This window comes from Arthrobacter sp. B0316-5-4, assembly GCF_059090325.1.
On sequence record NZ_JBNHFN010000003.1, the window covers coordinates 514,454 to 536,240 of the forward strand.

Sequence of the window (21,787 nt, forward strand, 5' to 3'; positions counted from 1 at the left end):
CCCGAACCTTAGTCCGCCTTGACCGCCAGCACCGGGCAGTCGGCCTCCAGCAGGATCCGCTGGGAAACGCTGCCCATGATGAGCTTGCCCACCGGGCTGCGGCGGCGGAGGCCGATCACGATCAGTCCCGCGTCATGCTCATCAGCTGCGTCCAGTACTTCGGCTGCTGCGTCGTGGCCGCGGATGGGCTGCTTGATGACGTGCTGCACGCCCTGCGAAGCAAGCCGTTCCTCGATGCTCTGGATGTCCGGCTCTTGGGCGTAGCGATTGTCCACCAGGGCGTCGCCCTTGGAGGAGTTGATGACAAGAAGGGTGTCATTGCTCTTCTTGGCCTCGGCGATGGCCTGGGTCAGCGCCGCTTCGCCTTCGGGTGTGGGGACGTATCCCACCACGATGGTCATGGTTTCTCCTGTTTCCGATGGGTTGGGATGGTGGCTTCCGTGGTGGTTGACGGCGGGACGGACGCAACGGGATGTTCCGTGGTGGGTTCAGCGTCGTCGTAGCCAGCGGGGAGGGCCTTCGCCGGGCGGTTGCGCCGGATGAGCTTGAGGACCAGCGGCCACGCCAGGATGATGCCGATGATCACATAAATTCCGACGGCGATCGGCTCACTGAAGAGGCCGGCCGGGTCGCCGGCACTGAGCTGCAGGGTCTTGCGGAGCTGGCCTTCCAAGCGAGGGCCAAGGATGACACCCAGGATGAGCGGCAGGACGGGGAGCCCGAACCGCCGCATCATGAAGCCAAGTGCTCCGAGGACCAGCAGGATCACCAGGTCGAACGCCTGCAGGTTCACCGAGTAGGCGCCCAACGTGGCGAAGAACAGGATGCCCGCGTACAGGTACGGGCGGGGGAGCTGCAGGAGCTTGGCCCACAGCGGCGCCAGCGGAAGGTTGATCAGCAGGAGCAGGAGGTTGCCAATGAAGAGGCTGGCAATCAACGCCCAGACCAACGGTCCCTGGCTGGAGAAGAGCTGCGGACCAGGCTGGATGCCGTAGGACGTGAACGCGGCAAGCATGACGGCGGCTGTTGCGTTGGTGGGCAGTCCCAGGGCCAGCATGGGGGTGAGCGTTCCGGCCGCCGCTGCGTTGTTGGCGGCTTCCGGCCCGGCCACGCCTTCTATTGCACCGTGTCCGAATTCTTCGGGGTGCTTGCTGAGGCGCTTTTCCGTGACGTAGGAGAGGAAGGTGGGGATCTCGGCGCCACCTGCGGGCAGTGCGCCGAACGGGAAGCCAAACACTGTGCCGCGAAGCCACGGCTTCCAGGAACGCTGCCAGTCTTTCTTGCCCATCCACGGACGGCCTACCGGAATGATGTGCAACGGGGTACGGCGCAGGTGTGCGGCTACCCAGAGTGCCTCGCCCACGGCGAAGATGGCGACTGCCACCACCACAATGTCCAGTCCGTCGGACAACAACGGAATACCGAACGTGAGGCGGCTCTGACCCGTGACGGAGTCCAAACCAACCAGGCCGATGGCCAGGCCCAGGCCCAATGAGGCAAAGCCGCGGAGACGCGACTTGCCCAGGACTGCGGTGACGGCCAGGAGAGCCAGCATCATGATCGCGAAGTAGCTGGGAGAGCCCAGGCTGACGGCGAACTTCACAACGATCGGCGCGCAGACTGCAAGGAGGGTGGTGCCGATGGTGCCCGCCACGAACGAGCCGATGGCCGCCGTCGCAAGTGCTTGGGCGGCGCGTCCCGCCTTGGCCATCTTGTTGCCTTCAATGGCCGTCACCACCGACGACGATTCACCCGGGGTGTTCAACAGAATGGAAGTGGTGGAGCCGCCGTACATGCCGCCGTAGTAGATGCCGGCAAACATGATGAACGCGCTGGTGGGTTCAAGGGCATAAGTGACAGGGAGGAGCAGAGCCACGGTCATGGCCGGGCCCAGCCCGGGGAGGACACCAACGGCGGTGCCCAAGATGACGCCGATCATGGCGTACATGAGGTTCAGGGGAGTCAGGGCGGTGGAGAAACCGTCCATCAAGGAGGACCAGACGTCCATCAGAGGATTCCTTCCAGGAGCCCGGCCGGCAAAGCGATGCCCAAGCCGAGGTAAAAGCCGTAGAAGGTGAGCAGGGAGAGCGCCACGGAGATGATTCCGTCGCGGATGTACCGGCGGCTGCCCAAGGCGAGGACGCTGCCCCAGAACAGGACGGTGCCGGAGATGACCCATCCGGCCCAGTCGATCAGAAGGATGTTCAGGAGGAACGCGCCGGCCAGCGGAAGGATGGTCTTCCAGTCCGCGGGGTGGGTCAGGTCCACATCCTCGCCTTCTTCGGCTTCACCTTTACCGCCACGGAGGACGTTAATGGCCAGCATCACGGCGCAGATCAGGAGGATTCCGGCAACAATGAAGGGGACCGTTTTGGGGCCAACCGGGTCTGACTTGGAGTACGGGGTTACCAGGCCGTTGGCGTCGAGGAAAACAAGGACGCCAACCACGCCGAGCAGGAGGGCTACCCCCAGCTCGGCGCGGCCTTTCAAGCCTGTTACTGCAGAGCTCACGCCAGACCAAGCTTGGTGAGGACGTCCGCCACCCGCTTGTCCTGGTCAGTCAGGAAGGTCTTGAACTCATCGCCGGTGACAAAAGCGTCAGTCCAGCTGTGGGTCTTCAGCGCCTGCTTCCAGCCTTCAGAAGCGTGCATCTTCTCCAGTGCGGCAATCAGGGACTGCTTGTCGGCGTCGCTGATGCCCGGAGGGGCCACCACGCCACGCCAGTTGCTGAACACCAGGTCAATGTTGGATTCCTTCAGCGTGGGTGCGTCCACGCCGTCCAGCCGCTTTTCACCGCTGGTGGCAAGTACGCGGACTTCGCCGGACTTGATCTGCTCCAGGTATTCCCCTGCGCCGGAGGCTGCAAAGCCGAGCTTGTTGCCCAGGATAGCGGGCAGCAGGTCGCCACCGCCGTCGTAGGAAACGAAGTTGACCTTGGTGGCGTCGATGCCAACGGCACCGGCCAGCTGCATCGGCAGCAGGTGGTCAGGGCCGCCGGGGGAAGAGCCGCCGCCAACCGAAATCGATCCCGGATCGGCCTTCCAGGCCTTCACAAGATCGTCGATGGTCTTGTAGGGGGAGTCCTTGCTGACCATGATGGCGCCCGGCTCTTCAATAAGCTTTGCCAGGGGCGTGGTGTCCGTCAGTTTGGACTGCGACTTGTTGGTGTAGCTGGCACCCACGACGCCCAGGCCCATCAACATGGCGAGGTCGCCGTTGCCCTTCTCATTGACCACACGGGCCAGGCCGACAGTACCGCCGGCACCGGCGAGGTTGAAGACCTCGGTGTTGTTGGCGATCTTCTCGTCATCAAGGACCTTGGCAGCTGCGCGGGCCGTGGTGTCATAGCCGCCGCCGGGAGTGTTCGGCACCATGATCTGGAGCCCGGTGATGGGTCCGGCTGCTGCGCCGGAGGTTTCCGAACCGGTGGAGCTCTTGCCTGTGGCACCGCAACCTGTAGCCATCAGGGCGAGGCCGGCAGCGACGGCGGCAACTCGCAATGCGCGGATCTGGCGCATGGTGTTCCTCTTCTCAGTTATGAATTCTGTCCAGGGCGGTCAACGTTGAGCCCCGTGAACTGATGCTAGACGGGGGCGTGACGGCGATCACTCTTGTGTTCGCAGTGATCTTTAAGTTCATTGCGTTCACGGACCGGAAAGGTCCCGGAAGGGTCTGGGGTATAGTTCCCGTACGCCACGCGGAGCATCCCCAGCCAGCTCCGATCACCGGCACCACCAAAGGAACCGCACCGTGACTCGACGCAGAGGCATGTCCCTTGCAGGGCAGTACCTTGTACTGCAGTTGCTCATAGTGTTGGCCGTCCTTGTAGCCGTTGTGGCAATCTCCCTGGCCCAATCGGCCGCCGCTTTCGAACGGACCGAGGGGCGCCGGGCGTTGTCCGCCGCCGAAGCCCTGGGCAACAACCCCACCGTACGGGCACTCCTGCCCACGGCAGAACCACGTGGCGGTTCAGCCCTTCCGGCAGTAGCCGAGTCCGTCCGCACAGTGTCCGGATCAGCGCACGTTGCCTTGGCCAAGCTGGACGGCACCGTCATCACTGCCTCCGACCCCGGACTCATCGGCCGCAAGCTTCCCTTGGGCGAAAGCAGGGTCATGGAAGGCCGTGCATGGACCGGTGTACTCAACGCCAACAACAGCGAAGTCCTTTCCGCCCACGTGCCGGTCATTGACGACTCCGGAACCATGATCGGTATCGCCTCCATCAGCCGCAACTATCCCTCCACACTGGAACGCCTGGGCGACGCCGTCCCCAACCTGCTCACTTACCTGGGCGTTGCAAGCATCCTGGGAGTGGCGGGCTCGCTCCTGTTGTCCCGACGCGTCAAACGCCAGACACTGGGCATGGAACCCCGGGAAATCACCGGTTTGGTGGAGAACCGCGAGGCCATGCTGCAGGGTTTGAAGGAAGGCGTCGTGGCGCTCGACCCGCACGAACGCATCACCGTAGCCAACCAAAGCGCCCGGCAGCTCCTGGGCCTTCCACCGGACTGCGTCGGCAAGAAGCTCCGGTCCCTCACCGTGGACCCCGCGCTGAAGACCGTCCTGACCCGCGATCAAGCAGACCCGGACCAGCTGGTGCTGGTGGGCGAACGGCTGGTGGTGATGAACCGCGTGGCCCTCCACTCGCACGGCCGTGACATCGGCTCCGTGACAACCCTGAGGGACCGGACAGAACTGTCCTCCCTGGAAAGCGAACTGGGCGCCACCCGCACAGTCACCAACACCTTACGGGCGCAAGCGCACGAGTTCGCCAACCAACTCCACGTCATCTCAGGCCTGATCCAGATCGGCGAATACGACTCCGTGGTGCAGTTCGTCAACGGCGCCACAGTGGAACGCACCCGGCTCAACGACGACGTCACCAGCCGCATCCAAGACCCGGCGCTCGCCGCCCTGCTCATCGCCAAGGCCAGCCTGGCCTCTGAACGCGGGGTGGACGTGCAACTGGACCCTGAATCCACTCTCGCGCCGGTGCCCGAGGAACTCTCCCGGGACGTCACCACCGTGGTGGGGAACCTGGTGGATAACGCGTTCGACGCCGTCACCGGGCTTGCTGGGGCAGCGGTCACCGTTCTGGTGGCCGACTCGGTGGACGGCGTCACTGTCACCGTGCGGGACAACGGCCCGGGCGTGCCCTCCGATTCCGCAGAAGACATTTTCCGGCAGGGCTTCTCCACCAAGGACCCGGGCCCCGGCGACGCGCGGGGCTTCGGCCTGGCGCTCTCGCGGGTGATTTGCCGCCGCAGCGGAGGGGACCTGACGGTGGCCAACAACGGGGGTGCCGTCTTCACCGCCCGGTTCGCAAAACAGGATTCACACGCAAAGAAAGAGGCAGCGCAGCCGTGATCAAGGTCCTGATCGTCGATGATGACTTCATGGTGGCCAAAGTGCACGCCGGGTTCATCCAGAGAACACCCCACTTTGAAGTGGTGGGAGTGGCCCACACCGGAGCCCGTGCCGTGATCGAAACCGAACGCCTTCAACCCGACCTGGTGCTATTGGACATCCACCTTCCGGACATCAGCGGCCTGGACCTGATGCACCAACTCCGGGACGTGGCCCCGGACCTGGACGTACTGGTGATCAGTGCCGCCCGGGAAGTGGAGACAGTGCGGAAGGCCCTGCGTGGAGGGATTGTTCATTACCTGATCAAGCCTTTCTCCCAGGCGGACCTGCAGGAAAGGCTGGAGCACTATCTCAGCGCATACCAGGGGCTGGATTCGTCGAAGAACCAGGCTGAACAGGCCGATGTTAATCGGGTGTTCGGTGTCAGCGTCTCCGAGCGGTCACTGCCCAAGGGCTGCAGCGTCGAGACCCTCGAACTGGTCGAATCAGCGCTGAAATCCGCGCCCGGTGACCTTTCCGCGGCTGAGGTCGCAGAACAGTTGGGAACTTCCCGCGTGAGCGCCCGCCGGTACCTTGAGTACCTCCACGACGAAGGTGCCTTGGACGTCCGACTCAAGTACGGCGTCGGACGTCCTGAACGGCGATACGTGTTGAAGGGGCGCTGACCGGTATCCCTGCTTAGCCGAACAGGACGGCAGCTTCGTCATAGCGGTCCTGCGGAACTGTCTTGAGCCTCCCGAGAGCCTCATCAAAGCTCACACTCTGTATTTCCGTTCCTTTGAGCGCCACCATGGTGCCCCAGCGACGCTCGGCGACGGAGTGGATTGCCGCCATGCCCAAGCGGGTGGCCAGCACCCGGTCAAAGGCGGTAGGCACTCCACCGCGCTGGATATGGCCGAGGATCGCAGTCCGGGTTTCCATACCCGTGATCGCTTCCAACTGCGGAGCCAACTGATCCGCAATGCCCCCCATGCGGGGACGGCCGAAGGTGTCCAGGCCCCGCTGGGAATGCGGGGTCTCCATGTATTCGGGGACGAAGCCTTCAGCTACTGCCAGCAAGGGTGCCCTGCCGCGGGCATACGCTGCCAGCATCCACTGGCCGATTCGCTCCACACTGACCTTTTGCTCAGGGATCAGGATGGCATGCGCGCCGGCGGCCATGCCCGCGTGGAGGGCGATCCAGCCCACGTGCCGTCCCATGACTTCGGCGATCATGCAGCGGTGGTGCGATTCGCCGGTGGTACGTAGCCGGTCCATCGCTTCGGTAGCGATATGCACCGCGGTATCGAAACCGAAGCTGTAATCCGTGGCGTCGAGATCGTTGTCCACGGTCTTGGGAACGCCCACGATGTTGAGCCCGGCATCCGTGAGCCGTTTGGCGGCTGCGAGGGTGCCCTCGCCGCCGATCGCGATGATCGCATCAATGCCGAGGCGTTCCAGGTGTGCTTTGATGACGTCCGGGCCACCACCATCGCCGAAAGGGTTGGTGCGCGATGTCCCTAAGATGGTGCCGCCTTGCTTGGCGATACCCCGGACCATGGAACGCGGGATATCGATCACGTCGCCTTCCACCACTCCGCGCCATCCGTCACGGAAGCCTACGAACTCGTGTCCTTGGATGGCAATGCCCTTCAGGACGGCACCGCGGATCACCGCATTCAAGCCGGGGCAGTCCCCACCACTGGTCAGGATTCCAATTTTCATGCGTCGGCTCGCTTTGTTGGGGCTGGGTTTTGGACGGCCATCAGGAGTCCGCGGCTGCCAGCACGGACAAGGCTTCCTCCACCACGTTCGCCACGGGGTAGGACGGCCGGTGCACGCCTGCCATTTCTTCCATGACCCGGATCACCTGGCATGAGTAGCCGAATTCGTTGTCGTACCAGACGTAGAGAACCAGGTTCTTGCCGTTCGAGATGGTGGCCAGCCCATCAACAATCCCTGTATGCCGGGAACCCACGAAGTCCGTGGAAACAACTTCCGGAGAGTCGACGTAATCGATCTGCTGCCGAAGGTCCGAATGCAGCGCCATTCCGCGCAGGTACGTGTTGACGTCGTCCTTAGTGGTGCCGCGCTCAAGGTTCAGGTTCAGTATGGCCATGGACACGTCAGGGGTGGGCACCCGGATGGCGCTTCCGCTGAGCTTGCCCTGCAACTCGGGCAGCGCCTTCGCCACGGCCCTGGCAGCCCCGGTTTCGGTGATGACCATGTTGAGCGCTGCGGAACGGCCCCGGCGGTTGCCCTGGTGAAAGTTGTCTATGAGGTTCTGGTCGTTCGTGAACGAGTGGACCGTTTCCACGTGGCCCTGGACTATTCCGTACTTGTCGTTGATGGCTTGCAGGATCGGTGTGATGGCGTTGGTGGTGCAGGACGCCGCGGTGACGATCGTGTCGTCGTCGTTGAGGTCCCGGTGGTTGATGCCGTGCACGATGTTCTTCAGCCCACCCTTGCCCGGTGCGGTCAGCAAAACACGGGCGGCACCTTGACTCAGGAGGTGCTGCGAGAGGCCTTCTGCGTCCCGCCACCGTCCGGTGTTGTCAACAATCAAGGCGTCCCTGATCCCGTACGCCGTGTAATCGACTGTGGCGGGGTTGTCCGAGTAGATGACCTGGATGCGGACGCCGTTGGCCGTAATGGTGTTGGCCTCGAGGTCTACCTTGATGGACCCTTCGAAGGGACCATGGACCGAGTCCCGACGCAGCAGGCTGGCGCGCTTGGTGAGGTCGTTCTCCGCGCCTTTGCGAACAACGACCGCCCGAAGCCGCAGGCCATGGCCGCCGGCCGCCTGTTCCACCAAAAGCCGCGTCACCAGGCGTCCAATACGGCCAAAACCATAAAGCACGACGTCGGTGCTGCCGCCGGCCCTGCCGCCGCGCTTGCCTGCTACTCCCGCGAGTTCGGTGCGGAGGAATTCCTCCACGCCCGTGCCAGTGCCCTTGTCCTTGAACTTCTGGTTCAGGCGGGCGATGTCGACTGTGGCCGGTCCGAGTTGTAGTTGGGCCAATGCGTTGACCAAGGGCGCGGTCTCCTCGAGGAGGAGTTCCTCCTTGCTGATTCGGCGGGCGAAACGATGGGCCTTGAGGATGCTCGTAGTGGACTGATTGACCAGGCTGCGTCCGTGGATGGTGGTGACCACGTTGTTTTCCCGGTAGAGCCGGCCTATGACGGGAATCATGGCCTCGGCGAGGGCCTCCCGCCCCATCCATTCGGCAAGGCAAGTATCTGAAGTAAGCATCGGTCTGCCTTTCCGGAGGAGCGCGGGGAACGGGTTCACCTGGGGCAACGAATGCGGCAGGGCCTGGCTTCCATCGTCCTTCGGGCGCAGAGAACCCGAAACGCTAATTCGGGATGGTCTTTACCACCCCTTTGGGTGGGCTGAGCTTTTTGAGGGTCGGCCGCTTTTCTGAGCGCGCCGCGGCTGAAGGCCTTATTTAGCGACTTCGCTGGGACTGGGCATAGTCGAGGGTGAGCTTTGTATCGATCAGGTGGAACACGTTCCGCCTGATATGTTCCTGCACCAAGGCCTGGGCCGTGCCGGGTTGGTCCTGTGCAATTGCGCGGACCAGTCCAAGGTGTTCGGCGGTGGCAGTAGCGGGATCGAATGGCACCGCGAGGGGAGTCCATAACTGCTGGACGGTCTCCTCTTGGAGCCTGATCTCGGCGTTGGTGAGCCGCGGTGACCGGGCTGCGACGGCAAGTTGGACGTGGAATCGGCTGTCGGCAGCGGCACGGACTTCAGGTGACGCAGCATGATCCAGTGCCCGGGCCAGTGCCTGCAGGCGCTCGAAGTCATGGGATTCTGCGCGTTCGCAGGCAAGGCGGACAGTCGCCGTGGCGATGGCAGCGTGCTCTTCACCGATGTCCCGTATTTCCGGGATGGACGTTGCGAGGAACCACGCCCGCATCTTATCGGCATCGGATCGGGGGTAGCTGACGACGAATGATCCGCCGCTTCGCCCCCTGCGGGTCTCCACGATTCCCCGGGCGCGCAGTTCAGTCAGCGCTTCGCGAAGAGTCGAGCCGCCAACACCGAACATTTCGGACAGCGCGGTCTCCGCTGGCAGGCGTTCTCCGACTTTGAGCAATCCCAACGCTATGGCCGTAGAGATTCTGTCGACGATTGCATCGGCCCGCTCGATTTCCGGCAATGACCGGTAGATCTGCGACTCGAACGAGGAAGGCGCTGCCAAGTGTCTGTGCTCCCAAGAACGGCTACCAGGTGGCTCCAATACTACCTAGCGCGGTTGCGCAGGGTGGGCTGCGGGTTGGCGCACCAATCCTTAAGGGTAGGAAGAACCGTCAGAAAACAGTGTTACCCCATCCCTTGTGTTTCGGAAGCATAGTCAACAACCGAACATCACTCCGAACGCCTGCACGGGCCGAGGACCGAATCGAAGGGACAAACGATTGTGAATCCGGCAGCGAATGCAACGAGTGCAGCTCCGACCACGACACCGTCCGACATTGCCCGCAACATCTCCCTCGTCCTTGACGAGATGTCGGGGACGGTCGTCAAGATTGATGAACAGCAGATGGCCCGCATTGCAAGCCACCTCGTACACCCTGGACGAATCTTCGTGGCGGGAGCCGGTCGCAGCGGCCTGGTCCTTCGGATGGCCGGCATGCGATTGATGCATTTGGGCCTGGCTGTCCACATCGCCGGCGATGTCACCACTCCGGCCATTTCCTCCGGCGACCTCCTTCTGGTTGCCTCGGGATCGGGCACCACCTCGGGTGTGGTCAAGTCCGCGGAAACTGCCGCCAAAGCCGGAGCCCGCATCGCAGCGTTCACCACCAACCCGGACTCGCCGCTCGCTGGGCTTGCTGATGCATTGGTGATCATTCCAGCAGCCCAGAAGACCGACCACGGATCGTCGAAGACCCGTCAGTACTCCGGCTCGCTGTTTGAGCAGGCCCTGTTCGTGGCCACGGAAGCCATCTTCCAGTCCCTCTGGGACAACGATCCGCAGCCTGCCGAAGAGCTGTGGCTGCGGCACGCGAACCTCGAGTAATCCAGCCATCGTTTTTGCACACCCAGATCAGTTCTCAACAGAAAGAAGTATCGTCATGAAACTCCAAGTTGCCATCGACCTCCTCACCACCGAAGCCGCCCTTGAGCTGGCTGGCCAGGTCGCCGAATACGTCGACATCATTGAGCTGGGCACTCCGTTGATCAAGGCTGAAGGGCTGTCCGTGATCACGGCAGTCAAGGACGCGCACCCGGACAAGATCGTCTTCGCAGACCTCAAGACCATGGACGCCGGCGAGCTCGAGGCCGACATCGCTTTCAAGGCCGGCGCTGACTTGGTGACCGTGCTCGGTGCCGCTGACGACTCCACCATTGCTGGGGCAGTCAAGGCAGCGAAAGCGCACAACAAGGGCGTTGTTGTTGACCTCATCGGCATCTCGGACAAGGTGACCCGCGCCAAGGAAGTCCGTGCCCTGGGTGCAAAGTTCGTGGAAATGCACGCTGGCCTGGACGAGCAGGCCAAACCCGGCTTTGACCTGACCGGTCTCTTGCGTGCCGGTGCAGAAGCCCGCGTTCCGTTCTCAGTGGCTGGCGGCGTCAAGGTTGCCACCATCGGAGACGTCCAGAAAGCCGGCGCCGACGTCGCTGTGGCCGGCGGCGCCATCTACGGTGCCGAGGACCCGGCACTGGCTGCCAAGGCTCTCCGCGCAGCTATCTCCTAGCCATCGGATCGAAGGTGGTGTCCCGCAGGCGACCAGCCGTGGGGCACCACCTTTTTCGATGTACGCATCAATCGCTTCTACTACTCTTTCGAGTAGTTTCACCGCTACTGCCGCATTCCGTGGCTGTGGGCCAGTGCGATCGCCTCGGTGCGCGAACCGACGTCGAGCTTCTTGAAAAGGTTCCGCACATGGAACTTGACCGTGTTCTCGCTGATGCCCATGGCCGAGGCGATGGTGCGGTTGCGGTGCCCGGAAGCCAAGTGCTGAAGGACCTCCAGCTCGCGCGCGGCCAGGTTCCAGCCAGCGACATCGCCCGTGGGGCGGGCCGGAAGGTCAAGCGGCAATGACACGAAGACGTCGGCACCCCAGCCGGACATGACGTCCATCCGCAGCTGTCCAGTGAGCGCCTGGACCCTGCGGTCCAGTCGGCTGATATTGGGATCCTTGACGGTCAACGCCCCGCCGCCGTCGTCGCGCACGTTGATCAGCAGGTTCTCGCCGTCACAATCCCAATGGGTTCGGATCCGGCTGACCTCGGGCTGCTCCATCATGACCAAAACCAGCCCGCGAACAATGGCGCGCGCAGCGTGCGCAACTTCCCCGGGGAGGGCCCGGCCGTTCAACGGCGGTTCGATGAACTGGACCTCGATGCCGCTGAAACTGGTGAGCGGCCGCAGGTCCTCGCGCAGGCGTTCAAACGCCTTGGCTACCGGTTCTTCGACCAGATCAGTGGTGCGGTCGCTGTGCGTGCGGAGCCCTACCAAAGCCCTTGCGGCAAGGTCAGTGACGGTGGAGCGGGCCGTGGCGTCGTCCAAGGACGATGACCGCAAGGCGGCCAGGAGGGTCTCCAAGGTTGTGGAGTGCAGGTCGGTCAGCTCGGCTGTGACGCGCAGGCGCTCCGCCGAGGCCGCCCGCGATTCAAGCAGGTACGACGGCGGCGCATCAGCGACTTTTTCTTGTATCCGCCGTGCCGCCAGGTTCCAAAGGAACCGCAGGAGGTCCATCCCCGCTTCGTTGTCCTGCTCCGTGGGACGCGGATCGGTGATCACCAGGAGGGCATTGCTGGGGGCATGCTTCAGGGCCAGCGCGTGCCTTGGTTTGCCGGCGAGTACGGCATCGCCGAACCACGGCTCCTCATCCGGCAGCTCGGCACGAAGTACGTCAAGCTCGGCAATCGAGACCTTGGAGATGATGTCTTCCGCGCCCGCCTTTTTCTGCGGGCGCCCCGTGCAGTCCTCCGTGAAGATGACCAACGCACTGCTCCCAAAGGACGGGAGTACGGCTTCGCGGAGCCGCTCGGCTATGTGGGACAGCGGGGCATCAGCGAGGGCGGCCACGGAGTTCAACAGCGGCCAGGGGAGGTCAGAAAGGGTCATGGCTGCATCCTCGTGCGCTCACTAAGGGTGCGCCGCGGTGCGCACCCAGTAGGGCAAAGTTCTTGCCCATCCGAAAGTGTAGTCAAAAACTGTCAGAAAACAGTGTTATCTCCCACTCCTTGTTTAGGAAGTATGAGTAGCAACCAAAAGATGACGTTTCGGCCCCCTTTTTTATGGTGGCCACCAGATCAAAGGGGATTCATCGTGAACCAAACAGCAAATACGGCGATTACATTCAGCGACACAGACCCCGCGACGGCGACATTGAACTGGACCGCCGAGGATCAGCGGGCAGTTGACACCGCCCGCGTGCTGGCCGCCGACGCCGTGGAGAAGGTCGGTAACGGCCACCCCGGTACGGCAATGAGCTTGGCTCCGGCAGCGTACCTGCTGTTCCAGAAGCTGATGAGGCACGACCCCCGCGATCCGGACTGGATTGGCCGTGACCGTTTCATCCTGTCACCGGGCCACTCTTCACTGACCCTGTACATCCAGCTCTTCCTCTCCGGCTATGGCCTGGAACTGAAGGATCTTGAGGCGCTGCGCACGTGGGGTTCGCTCACCCCGGGCCACCCCGAGTACAAGCACACCGCCGGTGTGGAGATCACCACAGGGCCGCTCGGCCAGGGCCTCGCATCTTCCGTCGGGTTCGCCTACTCACAGCGTCGCCAACGCGGCCTGTTCGACGCCGATGCTCCCGCCGGCGAATCACCGTTCGACCACACCATCTGGGTTATCGCATCCGACGGCGACATCCAGGAAGGCGTCACGTCAGAGGCGTCTTCGCTGGCCGGCCACCAGGAACTGGGCAATCTCGTAGTGATCTACGACGAGAACCACATCTCCATCGAAGACGACACCGACATCTCGTTCACTGAGGACGTCCTCAAGCGCTACGAAGCCTACGGCTGGCACACCCAGCGTGTGGACTGGACCCGCACGGGCGAGTATGTCGAAGACGTCCAGGAACTCTACGTGGCTTTGCTCGCTGCCAAGGCTGAAACGAACAAGCCGTCCATCATTTCGCTGCGCACCATCATCGGCTACCCGGCACCGAAGAAGCAGAACACCGGCAAGATCCACGGCTCCGCACTCGGTGCCGAGGAAGTGGCCGGGCTCAAAGGGGTCCTTGGCTTTGACCCAGGGAAGTCGTTCGACGTAGATCAAGCTGTTCTGGCGCACGCCCGCAAAGTTGTTGAGCGCGGCGCAGCTTCCCGTGATCAGTGGGATGCGACGTTCAGTGCCTGGCAAACTTCGCATCCGGAGGCTGCAGCCCTATTGGAACGCATCGAGGCCAAGCAGCTTCCGGCCCATCTTGGCGATTTTTTGCCGGTGTTCGAGGCCGGCAAGGACGTTTCCACCCGTGCAGCCTCGGGCAAGGTCCTGAACGCGATCGGCCCGGTCCTGCCCGAACTCTGGGGCGGCTCCGCCGACCTTGCCGAGTCGAACAACACCACCATCGAGGGCTCGCCGTCGTTCATTCCGACGTCGCGTTCCACGGACGCCTGGAAGGGCAACCCGTACGGACGTGTCCTGCACTTCGGTATCCGTGAGCACGCTGCCGCGTCGATCGTGAACGGGATCTCCCTGCACGGCCGTACCCGCGCCTTTTCCGGCACGTTCCTGATCTTCAGCGACTACCAGAAGCCAGCCATTCGGTTGTCTGCCTTGATGGGCGTCCCCTCCATCTACGTGTGGTCGCACGACTCCATCGGCCTGGGCGAAGACGGACCCACCCACCAGCCCGTGGAGCAGCTCGCGACCCTCCGCGCCATCCCGGGCCTGGACGTCGTCCGCCCCGGCGACGCCAACGAGGTGGGTATCGCCTGGCAAACCATATTGGAGAATCACCAGAACCCGGCCGGCATTGTGCTGACCCGCCAGAACGTGCCGGTCTTTGACCGTGGTGAGGGCCAAGCCACCGGCGATACATTCGCTTCCCCTGCTGGCGTGGCCAAGGGTGGCTACGTCCTGGCGGAGGCTTCCCGCGAGGGCAAGACGGTAGACGCCCAGGTCATCCTGATCGGCACCGGTTCAGAGGTCCAGCTCGCCGTCGCTGCCCGCGAAGCCCTCCAGGCCGAAGGCATCGCCGCCCGCGTGGTTTCCATGCCCTGCGTTGAATGGTTCAACAAGCAGGACGAGGCCTACCGCGAGTCCGTGCTCCCCGCCGCGGTGAAGGCACGTGTCTCAGTCGAAGCCGGCCTGGCACTGGGCTGGAAGGAATTCGTCGGCGACGCAGGCCGCTCCATCTCCTTGGAGCGCTTCGGCGCCTCGGCTGACTACAAGCGGCTCTTCAACGAATTCGGCATCACCGCCGAAGCCGTCACTGCAGCAGCCAAAGACTCCCTCGCCGGCTTGACTGCCTAATCATCGAATACAGGAGAATCACCATGTCCACTACTCCCACGCAGCAACTTTCCGACGCCGGGCTCTCCATCTGGCTGGACGACCTTTCCCGCCAGAGGCTCTCAAGCGGCAGCCTGCAAGAGCTCATCGACCAGAAAAACGTGGTGGGTGTGACCACCAATCCCTCCATCTTCCAGGCCGCCATCACATCCAGCACGGACTACGACGACGCGATCACTGCCCAGGCCGCAGCAGGGGCCAGTGTTGAAGAAACGATCTTCGAGCTCACCACAACCGACGTCGCAGACGCCTGTGACCTTTTCGCTCCGATCGCGGCAGCCACCGGGGGAGTTGATGGCCGGGTCTCCATCGAAGTGGACCCCAGGCTCGCTTGGGACACGGCCGGCACCATCGCCGAAGCCAAAGAGCTGTACAAGAAGGTCAACAAGGAGAACGTCCTGATCAAGATCCCGGCCACCCGTGAAGGACTGGGAGCCATCAGCGCGGTTCTTGCGGAAGGCATCAGCGTCAATGTCACGCTCATCTTCTCGCTCTCCCGATATCGGGACGTGATTGGGGCCTTCCAGTCGGGTATCAAGCGGGCCATGGAGAACGGCCATGACCTCTCCAAAATCCACTCAGTGGCATCGTTCTTCGTCTCGCGCGTGGACACGGAAATCGATCAGCGCCTTGATGCCATCGGCACAGACGAAGCCAAGGCACTCAAAGGGAGGGCCGGTTTGGCCAATGCCCGTATCGCCTATCACGTCTACGAAGAGCTCTTTTCCACCGAGCGCTGGGCTGTCCTGGCCGCTGCGGGGGCGCGACCACAACGTCCTCTCTGGGCTTCAACCGGCGTCAAGGACCCGGCCTACCCGGACACCCTCTACGTCACAGAGCTGGTTGCGGCGGGCGTAGTGAACACCATGCCGGAAAAGACGCTGGACGCCACCTTTGACCACGGCATCGTAAAAGGGGACACCATCGCGGGCACCTACGACGAAGCGAGTGCGGTCCTCAGCTCACTCCGAAACCTTGGCATCACCTACAACGATGTGGTCGAACAGTTGGAAACCGAGGACTCAACAAGTTCGTCGCCAGCTGGAACGACCTGCTTTCCGACGTCGAAGGCGCCCTCACAGCGGCGCGCAATGCGGCGTGACCACCCGGCAATGCCAGCTCTGACCCTCACCGAAAGGCAGGCACCATGTCCTCCTCGCCCCTGACTTGCTGCATAAACCCCAGTATCCTCTCGGCTGACTTCGCCAACCTCGAATCCGAGCTGGCCCGGATCAGCAACGCCGACGCCGTTCATGTAGATGTCATGGACAACCGCTTCGTGCCCAACCTGACCATCGGTCTGCCCGTCGTCGAGCGGTTGCAAAAGGTCAGTCCGGTCCCGTTGGATGCCCATCTGATGATTGCCGAACCGGACAGGTGGGCTCCGCAGTTCGCCGATGCCGGTCTCTCCTCGGTCACCTTCCACGTGGAAGCCGCGATGGCTCCGATCAAGCTCGCACGCGAACTCCGGGCCAGGGGGGCCAAAGCGGGCATGGCGCTGCGCCCGGCCACTCCAGTGGAGCCGTACCTTGACATGCTTTCGGAACTTGACATGCTGCTGCTCATGACCGTGGAACCCGGCTTTGGTGGCCAGGCGTTCCTGGACGTGGTGCTGCCAAAGATCCGGCGTGCCCGTGAGGCGGTCGACGGTTCCGGAGTGAACGTGGCCATCCAGGTTGACGGTGGCATTACGGAGGAAACCATCCTCCGTGCAGCGGAGGCCGGCGCCAATGTCGTCGTGGCGGGTTCGGCCGTTTACGGGAAGCCTTCACCATCTGAGGCGATTGAGGCGCTGCGGGCCAACGGACAGCTGGCATTCGCCTCCAACAATCCACGGAAAGCCTGAGGCCACGCATGCGTGTTCACATAGCGACAGACCATGCCGGGCTCGAACTCAGCTCGCACCTCATCACGGCGTTGACGGCCAGCGGCTACGACTTGGTGGACCACGGACCCACGTCCTTTGACCCGGACGACGATTACCCGGCGTTCTGCATTAAGGCAGCGACCGCCGTCGTCAATGACCAGGAAGCGGGCGTGGATGCGCTGGGCATCGTGCTGGGCGGGTCCGGCAACGGCGAGCAGATATCCGCGAAGAAGGTCAAGGGCGTGCGCGCAGCGCTGGTGTGGAACGTGGACACCGCTGTCCTGGCCCGGCAACACAACGACGCAAACGTGGTCGCTGTGGGTGGACGCCAACACAGCGTGGAGGAAGCCACGGAATTGATCAAAGCGTTCCTTGCCGAACCGTTCAGCAACGCCGAACGCCACGAGCGTCGAATCGGCAAAATCACCGCATACGAGACCGACGGGGAGATTTCCGAGTAGCCATGCCCACTGCAAACCCAGAGATTTACTCCGAGATGATCGACCGCGCGAAGGCTGGCGGATTCGCTTTCCCCGCGGTGAATGTGACGTCGTCGCAGACTCTGAACGCTGCGATCCGCGGTTTCGCTGAGGCCGAATCCGATGGCATCATCCAGGTTTCCACCGGTGGTGCGGCGTACTGGTCCGGTGCTTCGGTCAAGGACATGGTGGCCGGTTCACTCGGGTTCGCCGCGTTTGCCCGTGAAGTTGCGAAGAACTACAACGTCAACATTGCCCTCCACACGGACCACTGCCCGCAGGACAAGCTGGCGGACTTCGTCCTGCCGTTGCTGGCCGCGTCCGAGGAAGCCGTGAAGGCCGGTAAGGACCCGATCTTCAACTCGCACATGTGGGACGGTTCGCACGAGACCCTCGAAGAGAACCTGCGTATCGGCCGGGACCTTTTGCAGCGTGCTGCTGCTGCGAAGATCATCCTCGAGGTCGAGATCGGCACCGTCGGTGGCGAGGAAGACGGTGTGGAGAACGAGATCAACGAGAAGCTTTACACCACCACCGAGGATGCCCTGGCCACGATCGAGGCCCTGGGTGCCGGTGAGAACGGCCGCTACCTCACCGCGCTGACCTTCGGTAACGTGCACGGCGTGTACAAGCCGGGCAACGTCAAGCTCCGCCCGGAACTGCTCAAGCAGATCCAGTCCGAGGTTGGCGCGAAGATCGGCAAGGAAAACCCGTTCGACCTCGTGTTCCACGGCGGTTCGGGTTCCACCGAGCAGGAAATCGCTGACGCGGTGTCCTACGGTGTGATCAAGATGAACATCGACACCGACACCCAGTACGCGTTCACCCGCCCGGTGGCCGGGCACATGTTCTCCAACTACGACGGCGTGCTGAAGGTCGACGGCGAGATGGGCAACAAGAAGACCTATGACCCGCGCGTGTGGGGTGCTTCGGCCGAAGCCGGCATGGCCGCGCGCATCGTCGAAGCAGCCCAGCAGCTCGGATCTGTCGGCAAGACGTTGTGACTGCTCAACAGCACCTGATCATCGACGGCCACAACGACATGCTGTGGAAGCACCACGAACTCGCGGGCCTGGACTTCGGCGTTCTCGACCCTGCCCAGGAGCAGCAACAACTGCACACCGATTTGGTACGCCTGAAACGCGGCGGCGTGGGGGCACAATTTTGGTCCATCTGGGTCCCGTCCGATTCCGATCCGGCCGAAACAGCTGCCCTTACCTTTGCGCAGGTCGAGGCCGTCCACCGTCTATGCGAGACCTATCCCCACCTCACGGCCCTCGCGCGGTCCGCGGATGACATCGAGCGCTGCTTCTCCGAAGGGAGGATTGCCTCGTTGATGGGCTTGGAGGGAGGGCACCAGATACTCGATTCCCTCGACGTGTTGCGCTTCCTCTACCGCAGCGGGGTCAGGTATATGACCCTGACGCACAACAGGAACACGGCATGGGCTGACAGTGCCACGGATAGTCCAGGGGTGGGTGGCCTGAACTCCTTCGGCGAATCCGTGGTGGAAACGATGAACGAGCTTGGCATGTTGATCGACCTGTCGCATTGCGCAGACTCAACTATCGAGCACGTCGCACGTCTCAGCGACGCTCCGTTGTTTTTTCGCACTCCGGCGCCCGTGCCCTGTCCGACCATCCCCGTAACGTCACTGACGGCATGTTGGACGCCGTCAGGTCCAGCCGGGGGATTGTCATGGTGGTATTCCTCCCGGAGTTCCTTTCCGAGGAATACCGGCAATGGTCTGCAGCGCGCCAATCCGTGCAAGGAGACTGGAAGGGGCCGGAGGCGACGGCGCAGGAAACCGCCTGGCGCAAAGAGAACCCCAAGCCTCCCTGCGGCATTCGGGAGATCTGCAACCATATAGAGCACATTCGCGACGTCGCCGGGATAGGGCACGTCGGAATAGGCAGCGACTTCGACGGGATGACCCCGCCCGACGACATGGCTTCGGTGGACCGCTTCCCGGCCCTCCTCGGGGAGCTTAAGCGCCGCGGATGGTCAGATCCTGAGCTTGCAGCCCTGACACACGGCAATCTGATCCGCGTCTTGAGGGACACCGAAACATCCGCGGTAACGCGCACCCCACGGCGCCGCGAGTGACGCCTTTGCCACCAATGTCTTAAGCTCACCCGTCCGTGTCCCCGTCCATGCGGACGCGTCCTGGCTTGAGGGGGGGCGCTGCCGCGAACGGCGGTTTCGGACGCGTGAACGGCATGCTCCGGGAGTCCGGCGGTAGCCGCTGTTCGGGGGGTTTTGGCGGGCATAGGTTAGCTCTCAGTTCCCACCGTTCGTCACCAAACAGAGTCCTTCGAGGCTCCTGCTGAAGGAGTAACTATGTCTGGAAGCCCCGACGCCCATGTGGACCTTACATACGATCAGACCCTTGCAGCGCATCGACCGCCTGGCAAAAGGAATTGTCCGGTGGCGGGCGGCCACCCACGCGACGAAAGGCCTCCCCGGCTCGACCTGAGGTGCCTTGCCAGGCCCAGTCGCGCCGCTGATCCAATGGGCGATGGTTTTGACTACGCCAAAGAGTTTCTTTCGGTGGACCTTGACGAGTTAGCCCGGGATGTCGATCAGGTACTGACTACATCCCAGGACTGGTGGCCGGCCGACTTCGGACATTACGGGCCGCTTGTCTTGCGCATGGCCTGGCACAGCGCCGGTACTTACCGTGTGGGTGACGGGAGGGGAGGGGCAGGCGCCGGGATGCAACGCTTTGCACCCCTCAGCGGCTGGCCCGACAACCGCAACCTCGACAAGGCGCGCAGACTCCTCTGGCCGGTGAAGCAAAAGTACGGCTACAAGGTTTCCTGGGCGGATTTGATGATCTTCGCAGGTAACAGGGCCCTGGAATCCATGGGCTTCAAAACTTTCGGGTTTGCGGGTGGACGCGAAGACGCCTGGGAAGCTGACGAGACGTACTGGGGACCGGAGGACACCTGGTTCGCGGACGAGCGCCACAGCGGCATCCGGGATCTGAACGAGCCCCTGGCTGCCAGCGAAATGGGCCTGATCTACGTTGACCCCCAAGGGCCAGCCACGGTCCCTGACCCGATTGCCGCAGCCCGGGACATTCGTCAAACATTCCGGCGCATGGGGATGGACGACCAGGAAACTGTCGCCTTGGTGGCTGGTGGCCACACGTTCGGTAAGACCCACGGAGTTGCACACCCCGCCACCCATCTGGGCGCCGAGCCAGGCCTCGGAGAATACGAACTGCAGGGCTTGGGCTGGCCGAATTCGTTCGGAACAGGCAACGGCGCCGACACCATCACCAGTGGGCTGGAAGGCATCTGGACGCCCACCCCGACCAGGTGGGACAACAGCTTCCTGGAGACACTCTTTGCCTATGAATGGGATGTGACCCTAAGCCCAGCAGGTCTCTGGCAATGGGTTCCGAGCGACGGCGAAGGGGCCGGCACAGTTCCCGACGCCCACGACCCGTCCAAGAGCCACGTCCCCACAGTCCTCACCACGGACCTTGCCCTGAAGGAAGACCGAAAATACGGCCTGATTGCGCGGCAATTCCTGGAGAATCCGGAGCAAATGGCGGATGCCTTTGCCCGTGCATGGTTCAAACTCACGCATTTGGATATGGGACCCGTCAGCCGATATCTGGGCCCGCTGGTCCCGTGTGAACCCCTGATCTGGCAGGACCCGATACCCGAACTCGACCACGAGCTGGTCGGCGCCGACGACATCGACGCGCTGAAGAGCCAAGTGCTCCAATCAGGTCTGTCCGTGGGACAACTGGTTTCGACTGCGTGGGCCTCGGCGTCCACGTTCCGAAACAGTGACAAGCGTGGAGGAGCCAACGGAGCGCGCATTCGCCTCGCCCCACAGCGGGGTTGGGAAGCCAACGACCCTGAGTCCTTGGCCAAAGTACTGGACACCCTTGAAGCGATCCGAGAGCAGTTCAACAGTTCCCAGCCTGGTACGAAAAGGATATCCATGGCGGACCTGATCGTGCTGGGTGGATGCGCAGCGGTGGAACACGCCGCAGCCATGGGAGGCCACGACGTCGAGGTCCCGTTCCGGCCGGGCCGCACGGATGCCACGCAGCAGTGGACCGATCCCGACTGGTTCGCCGTGCTGGAACCCACGGCGGATGCCTTCCGCAATTATGTGGGACCAGGCAACCGCCTCCCGTCAGAAGTCCTATTGGTGGAGCGCGCCCATCAACTGACATTGTCTGCCCCCGAGATGACTGTCCTCCTCGGTGGGCTCCGGGTGCTGGGTGCCAACCACAAGGGTTCACCACTTGGCGTACTGACCTTGACCCCGGGAGTCCTGACCAACGATTACTTCGTCAACCTGCTCGACATCGACACCGTCTGGACGCAGACAACGGCGGCCGGCCCGGGAGAAGCGACGTACGAAGGAAAGGACCGCGAGAGCGGGCAACCCAAGTGGGTCGCAAGCCGCACTGACCTCGTCTTTGCGGGTAATACCGAACTGCGTGCCCTATCGGAGCTCTATGCGAGCCGGCATGCCCAATCAAAGTTCATCAACGATTTCGTCTTCGCGTGGCAGAAGGTCATGGACCTCGACAGGTTTGTTCGATAGCGATGCAGCAGCCTTCCACCGGTGACAAG

At 62.9% G+C, this 21,787-nt stretch carries 17 protein-coding genes and 2 pseudogenes; 11 read left to right on the forward strand and 8 right to left on the reverse strand.

All coding sequences use genetic code 11. The annotated features are described in order from the left end of the window. Nucleotides 1–8: 8 nt before the first annotated feature. From AC5RU9_RS10975 to AC5RU9_RS10990, 4 genes are read right to left on the reverse strand one after another with little or no spacing between them, the layout of a single operon-like run. Complete coding sequence (locus AC5RU9_RS10975) at nt 9–401, reverse strand: universal stress protein (RefSeq protein ID WP_235519818.1); 393 nt, start codon at nt 399–401, stop codon at nt 9–11. After that, nucleotides 398–2,008 (reverse strand): tripartite tricarboxylate transporter permease, encoded by a 1,611-nt coding sequence (locus tag AC5RU9_RS10980; protein WP_494016464.1) that lies wholly within the window; start codon nt 2,006–2,008, stop codon nt 398–400. The genes AC5RU9_RS10975 and AC5RU9_RS10980 overlap by 4 nt, the downstream gene beginning before the upstream one ends. After that, nucleotides 2,008–2,511: a tripartite tricarboxylate transporter TctB family protein gene (locus tag AC5RU9_RS10985; RefSeq protein WP_211713922.1), complete on the reverse strand. Its 504-nt coding sequence runs from the start codon at nt 2,509–2,511 to the stop codon at nt 2,008–2,010. The genes AC5RU9_RS10980 and AC5RU9_RS10985 overlap by 1 nt, the downstream gene beginning before the upstream one ends. After that, entirely contained in the window at nt 2,508–3,518 is a 1,011-nt protein-coding gene (locus AC5RU9_RS10990; protein ID WP_211713921.1) for a Bug family tripartite tricarboxylate transporter substrate binding protein, read from the reverse strand. Before AC5RU9_RS10990 ends, AC5RU9_RS10985 begins: the two co-directional genes overlap by 4 nt. A 250-nt stretch (nt 3,519–3,768) precedes the next feature. Between AC5RU9_RS10990 and AC5RU9_RS10995 the strand changes: the two genes are divergently transcribed. Beyond that, nucleotides 3,769–5,367: a sensor histidine kinase gene (locus tag AC5RU9_RS10995; protein WP_494016634.1), complete on the forward strand. Its 1,599-nt coding sequence runs from the start codon at nt 3,769–3,771 to the stop codon at nt 5,365–5,367. Then, nucleotides 5,364–6,032, forward strand: coding sequence for a response regulator (locus tag AC5RU9_RS11000; protein WP_211713920.1), 669 nt, complete (start codon nt 5,364–5,366; stop codon nt 6,030–6,032). The genes AC5RU9_RS10995 and AC5RU9_RS11000 overlap by 4 nt, the downstream gene beginning before the upstream one ends. Nucleotides 6,033–6,045: 13 nt before the next feature. Here AC5RU9_RS11000 and AC5RU9_RS11005 read toward each other — a convergent pair whose 3' ends face one another. The 3 genes from AC5RU9_RS11005 to AC5RU9_RS11015 all read right to left on the reverse strand — a co-directional run bounded on the left by AC5RU9_RS11005 (nt 6,046) and on the right by AC5RU9_RS11015 (nt 9,554). Next, complete coding sequence (locus tag AC5RU9_RS11005; RefSeq protein ID WP_494016465.1) at nt 6,046–7,071, reverse strand: ATP-dependent 6-phosphofructokinase; 1,026 nt, start codon at nt 7,069–7,071, stop codon at nt 6,046–6,048. Between the two features lie 40 nt (nt 7,072–7,111). Then, on the reverse strand, nt 7,112–8,599 hold the full coding sequence (locus AC5RU9_RS11010; protein WP_494016466.1) for a glyceraldehyde-3-phosphate dehydrogenase: 1,488 nt from the start codon (nt 8,597–8,599) through the stop codon (nt 7,112–7,114). Between the two features lie 196 nt (nt 8,600–8,795). After that, the gene (locus tag AC5RU9_RS11015; RefSeq protein WP_494016467.1) at nt 8,796–9,554 is read right to left on the reverse strand and encodes a FadR/GntR family transcriptional regulator; all 759 of its coding nucleotides are present in this window, start codon (nt 9,552–9,554) and stop codon (nt 8,796–8,798) included. Nucleotides 9,555–9,773: 219 nt separating this feature from the next. Between AC5RU9_RS11015 and hxlB the strand changes: the two genes are divergently transcribed. Next, nucleotides 9,774–10,376 (forward strand): 6-phospho-3-hexuloisomerase, encoded by a 603-nt coding sequence (gene hxlB / locus AC5RU9_RS11020; protein WP_211713916.1) that lies wholly within the window; start codon nt 9,774–9,776, stop codon nt 10,374–10,376. 55 nt (nt 10,377–10,431) lie between these two features. Beyond that, a complete protein-coding gene (gene hxlA, locus AC5RU9_RS11025; protein ID WP_494016468.1) occupies nt 10,432–11,055 on the forward strand; it encodes a 3-hexulose-6-phosphate synthase in 624 nt (207 codons plus the stop codon). A 104-nt stretch (nt 11,056–11,159) separates the two neighbouring features. On the opposite strand, the gene AC5RU9_RS11030 is transcribed toward hxlA, so the two are convergent. Next, a complete protein-coding gene (locus tag AC5RU9_RS11030; RefSeq protein WP_494016469.1) occupies nt 11,160–12,431 on the reverse strand; it encodes a helix-turn-helix transcriptional regulator in 1,272 nt (423 codons plus the stop codon). A 204-nt stretch (nt 12,432–12,635) separates the two neighbouring features. Here AC5RU9_RS11030 and tkt point away from each other — a divergent pair, with 204 nt between their 5' ends. The 7 genes and pseudogenes from tkt (at nt 12,636) to katG (ending at nt 21,758) form a co-directional block, all read left to right on the forward strand. Then, nucleotides 12,636–14,798: a transketolase gene (gene tkt / locus AC5RU9_RS11035; RefSeq protein ID WP_494016470.1), complete on the forward strand. Its 2,163-nt coding sequence runs from the start codon at nt 12,636–12,638 to the stop codon at nt 14,796–14,798. 23 nt (nt 14,799–14,821) lie between these two features. After that, nucleotides 14,822–15,939, forward strand: a pseudogene (gene tal, locus AC5RU9_RS11040) (transaldolase). 45 nt (nt 15,940–15,984) lie between these two features. After that, complete coding sequence (gene rpe, locus AC5RU9_RS11045; protein ID WP_494016471.1) at nt 15,985–16,683, forward strand: ribulose-phosphate 3-epimerase; 699 nt, start codon at nt 15,985–15,987, stop codon at nt 16,681–16,683. Between the two features lie 8 nt (nt 16,684–16,691). Continuing rightward, nucleotides 16,692–17,165: a ribose-5-phosphate isomerase gene (locus tag AC5RU9_RS11050; protein WP_494016472.1), complete on the forward strand. Its 474-nt coding sequence runs from the start codon at nt 16,692–16,694 to the stop codon at nt 17,163–17,165. Nucleotides 17,166–17,167: 2 nt separating this feature from the next. After that, the gene (gene fbaA / locus AC5RU9_RS11055) at nt 17,168–18,187 is read left to right on the forward strand and encodes a class II fructose-bisphosphate aldolase (RefSeq protein WP_494016473.1); all 1,020 of its coding nucleotides are present in this window, start codon (nt 17,168–17,170) and stop codon (nt 18,185–18,187) included. A gap of 38 nt (nt 18,188–18,225) precedes the next feature. Further along, nucleotides 18,226–19,289: pseudogene (locus AC5RU9_RS11060) on the forward strand (dipeptidase). 234 nt (nt 19,290–19,523) lie between these two features. Further along, nucleotides 19,524–21,758 carry a catalase/peroxidase HPI gene (gene katG, locus AC5RU9_RS11065; RefSeq protein ID WP_494016474.1) on the forward strand — a complete coding sequence of 745 codons (2,235 nt, stop codon included), beginning with the start codon at nt 19,524–19,526 and terminating at the stop codon, nt 21,756–21,758. The last annotated feature ends 29 nt before the right edge of the window (nt 21,759–21,787 follow it).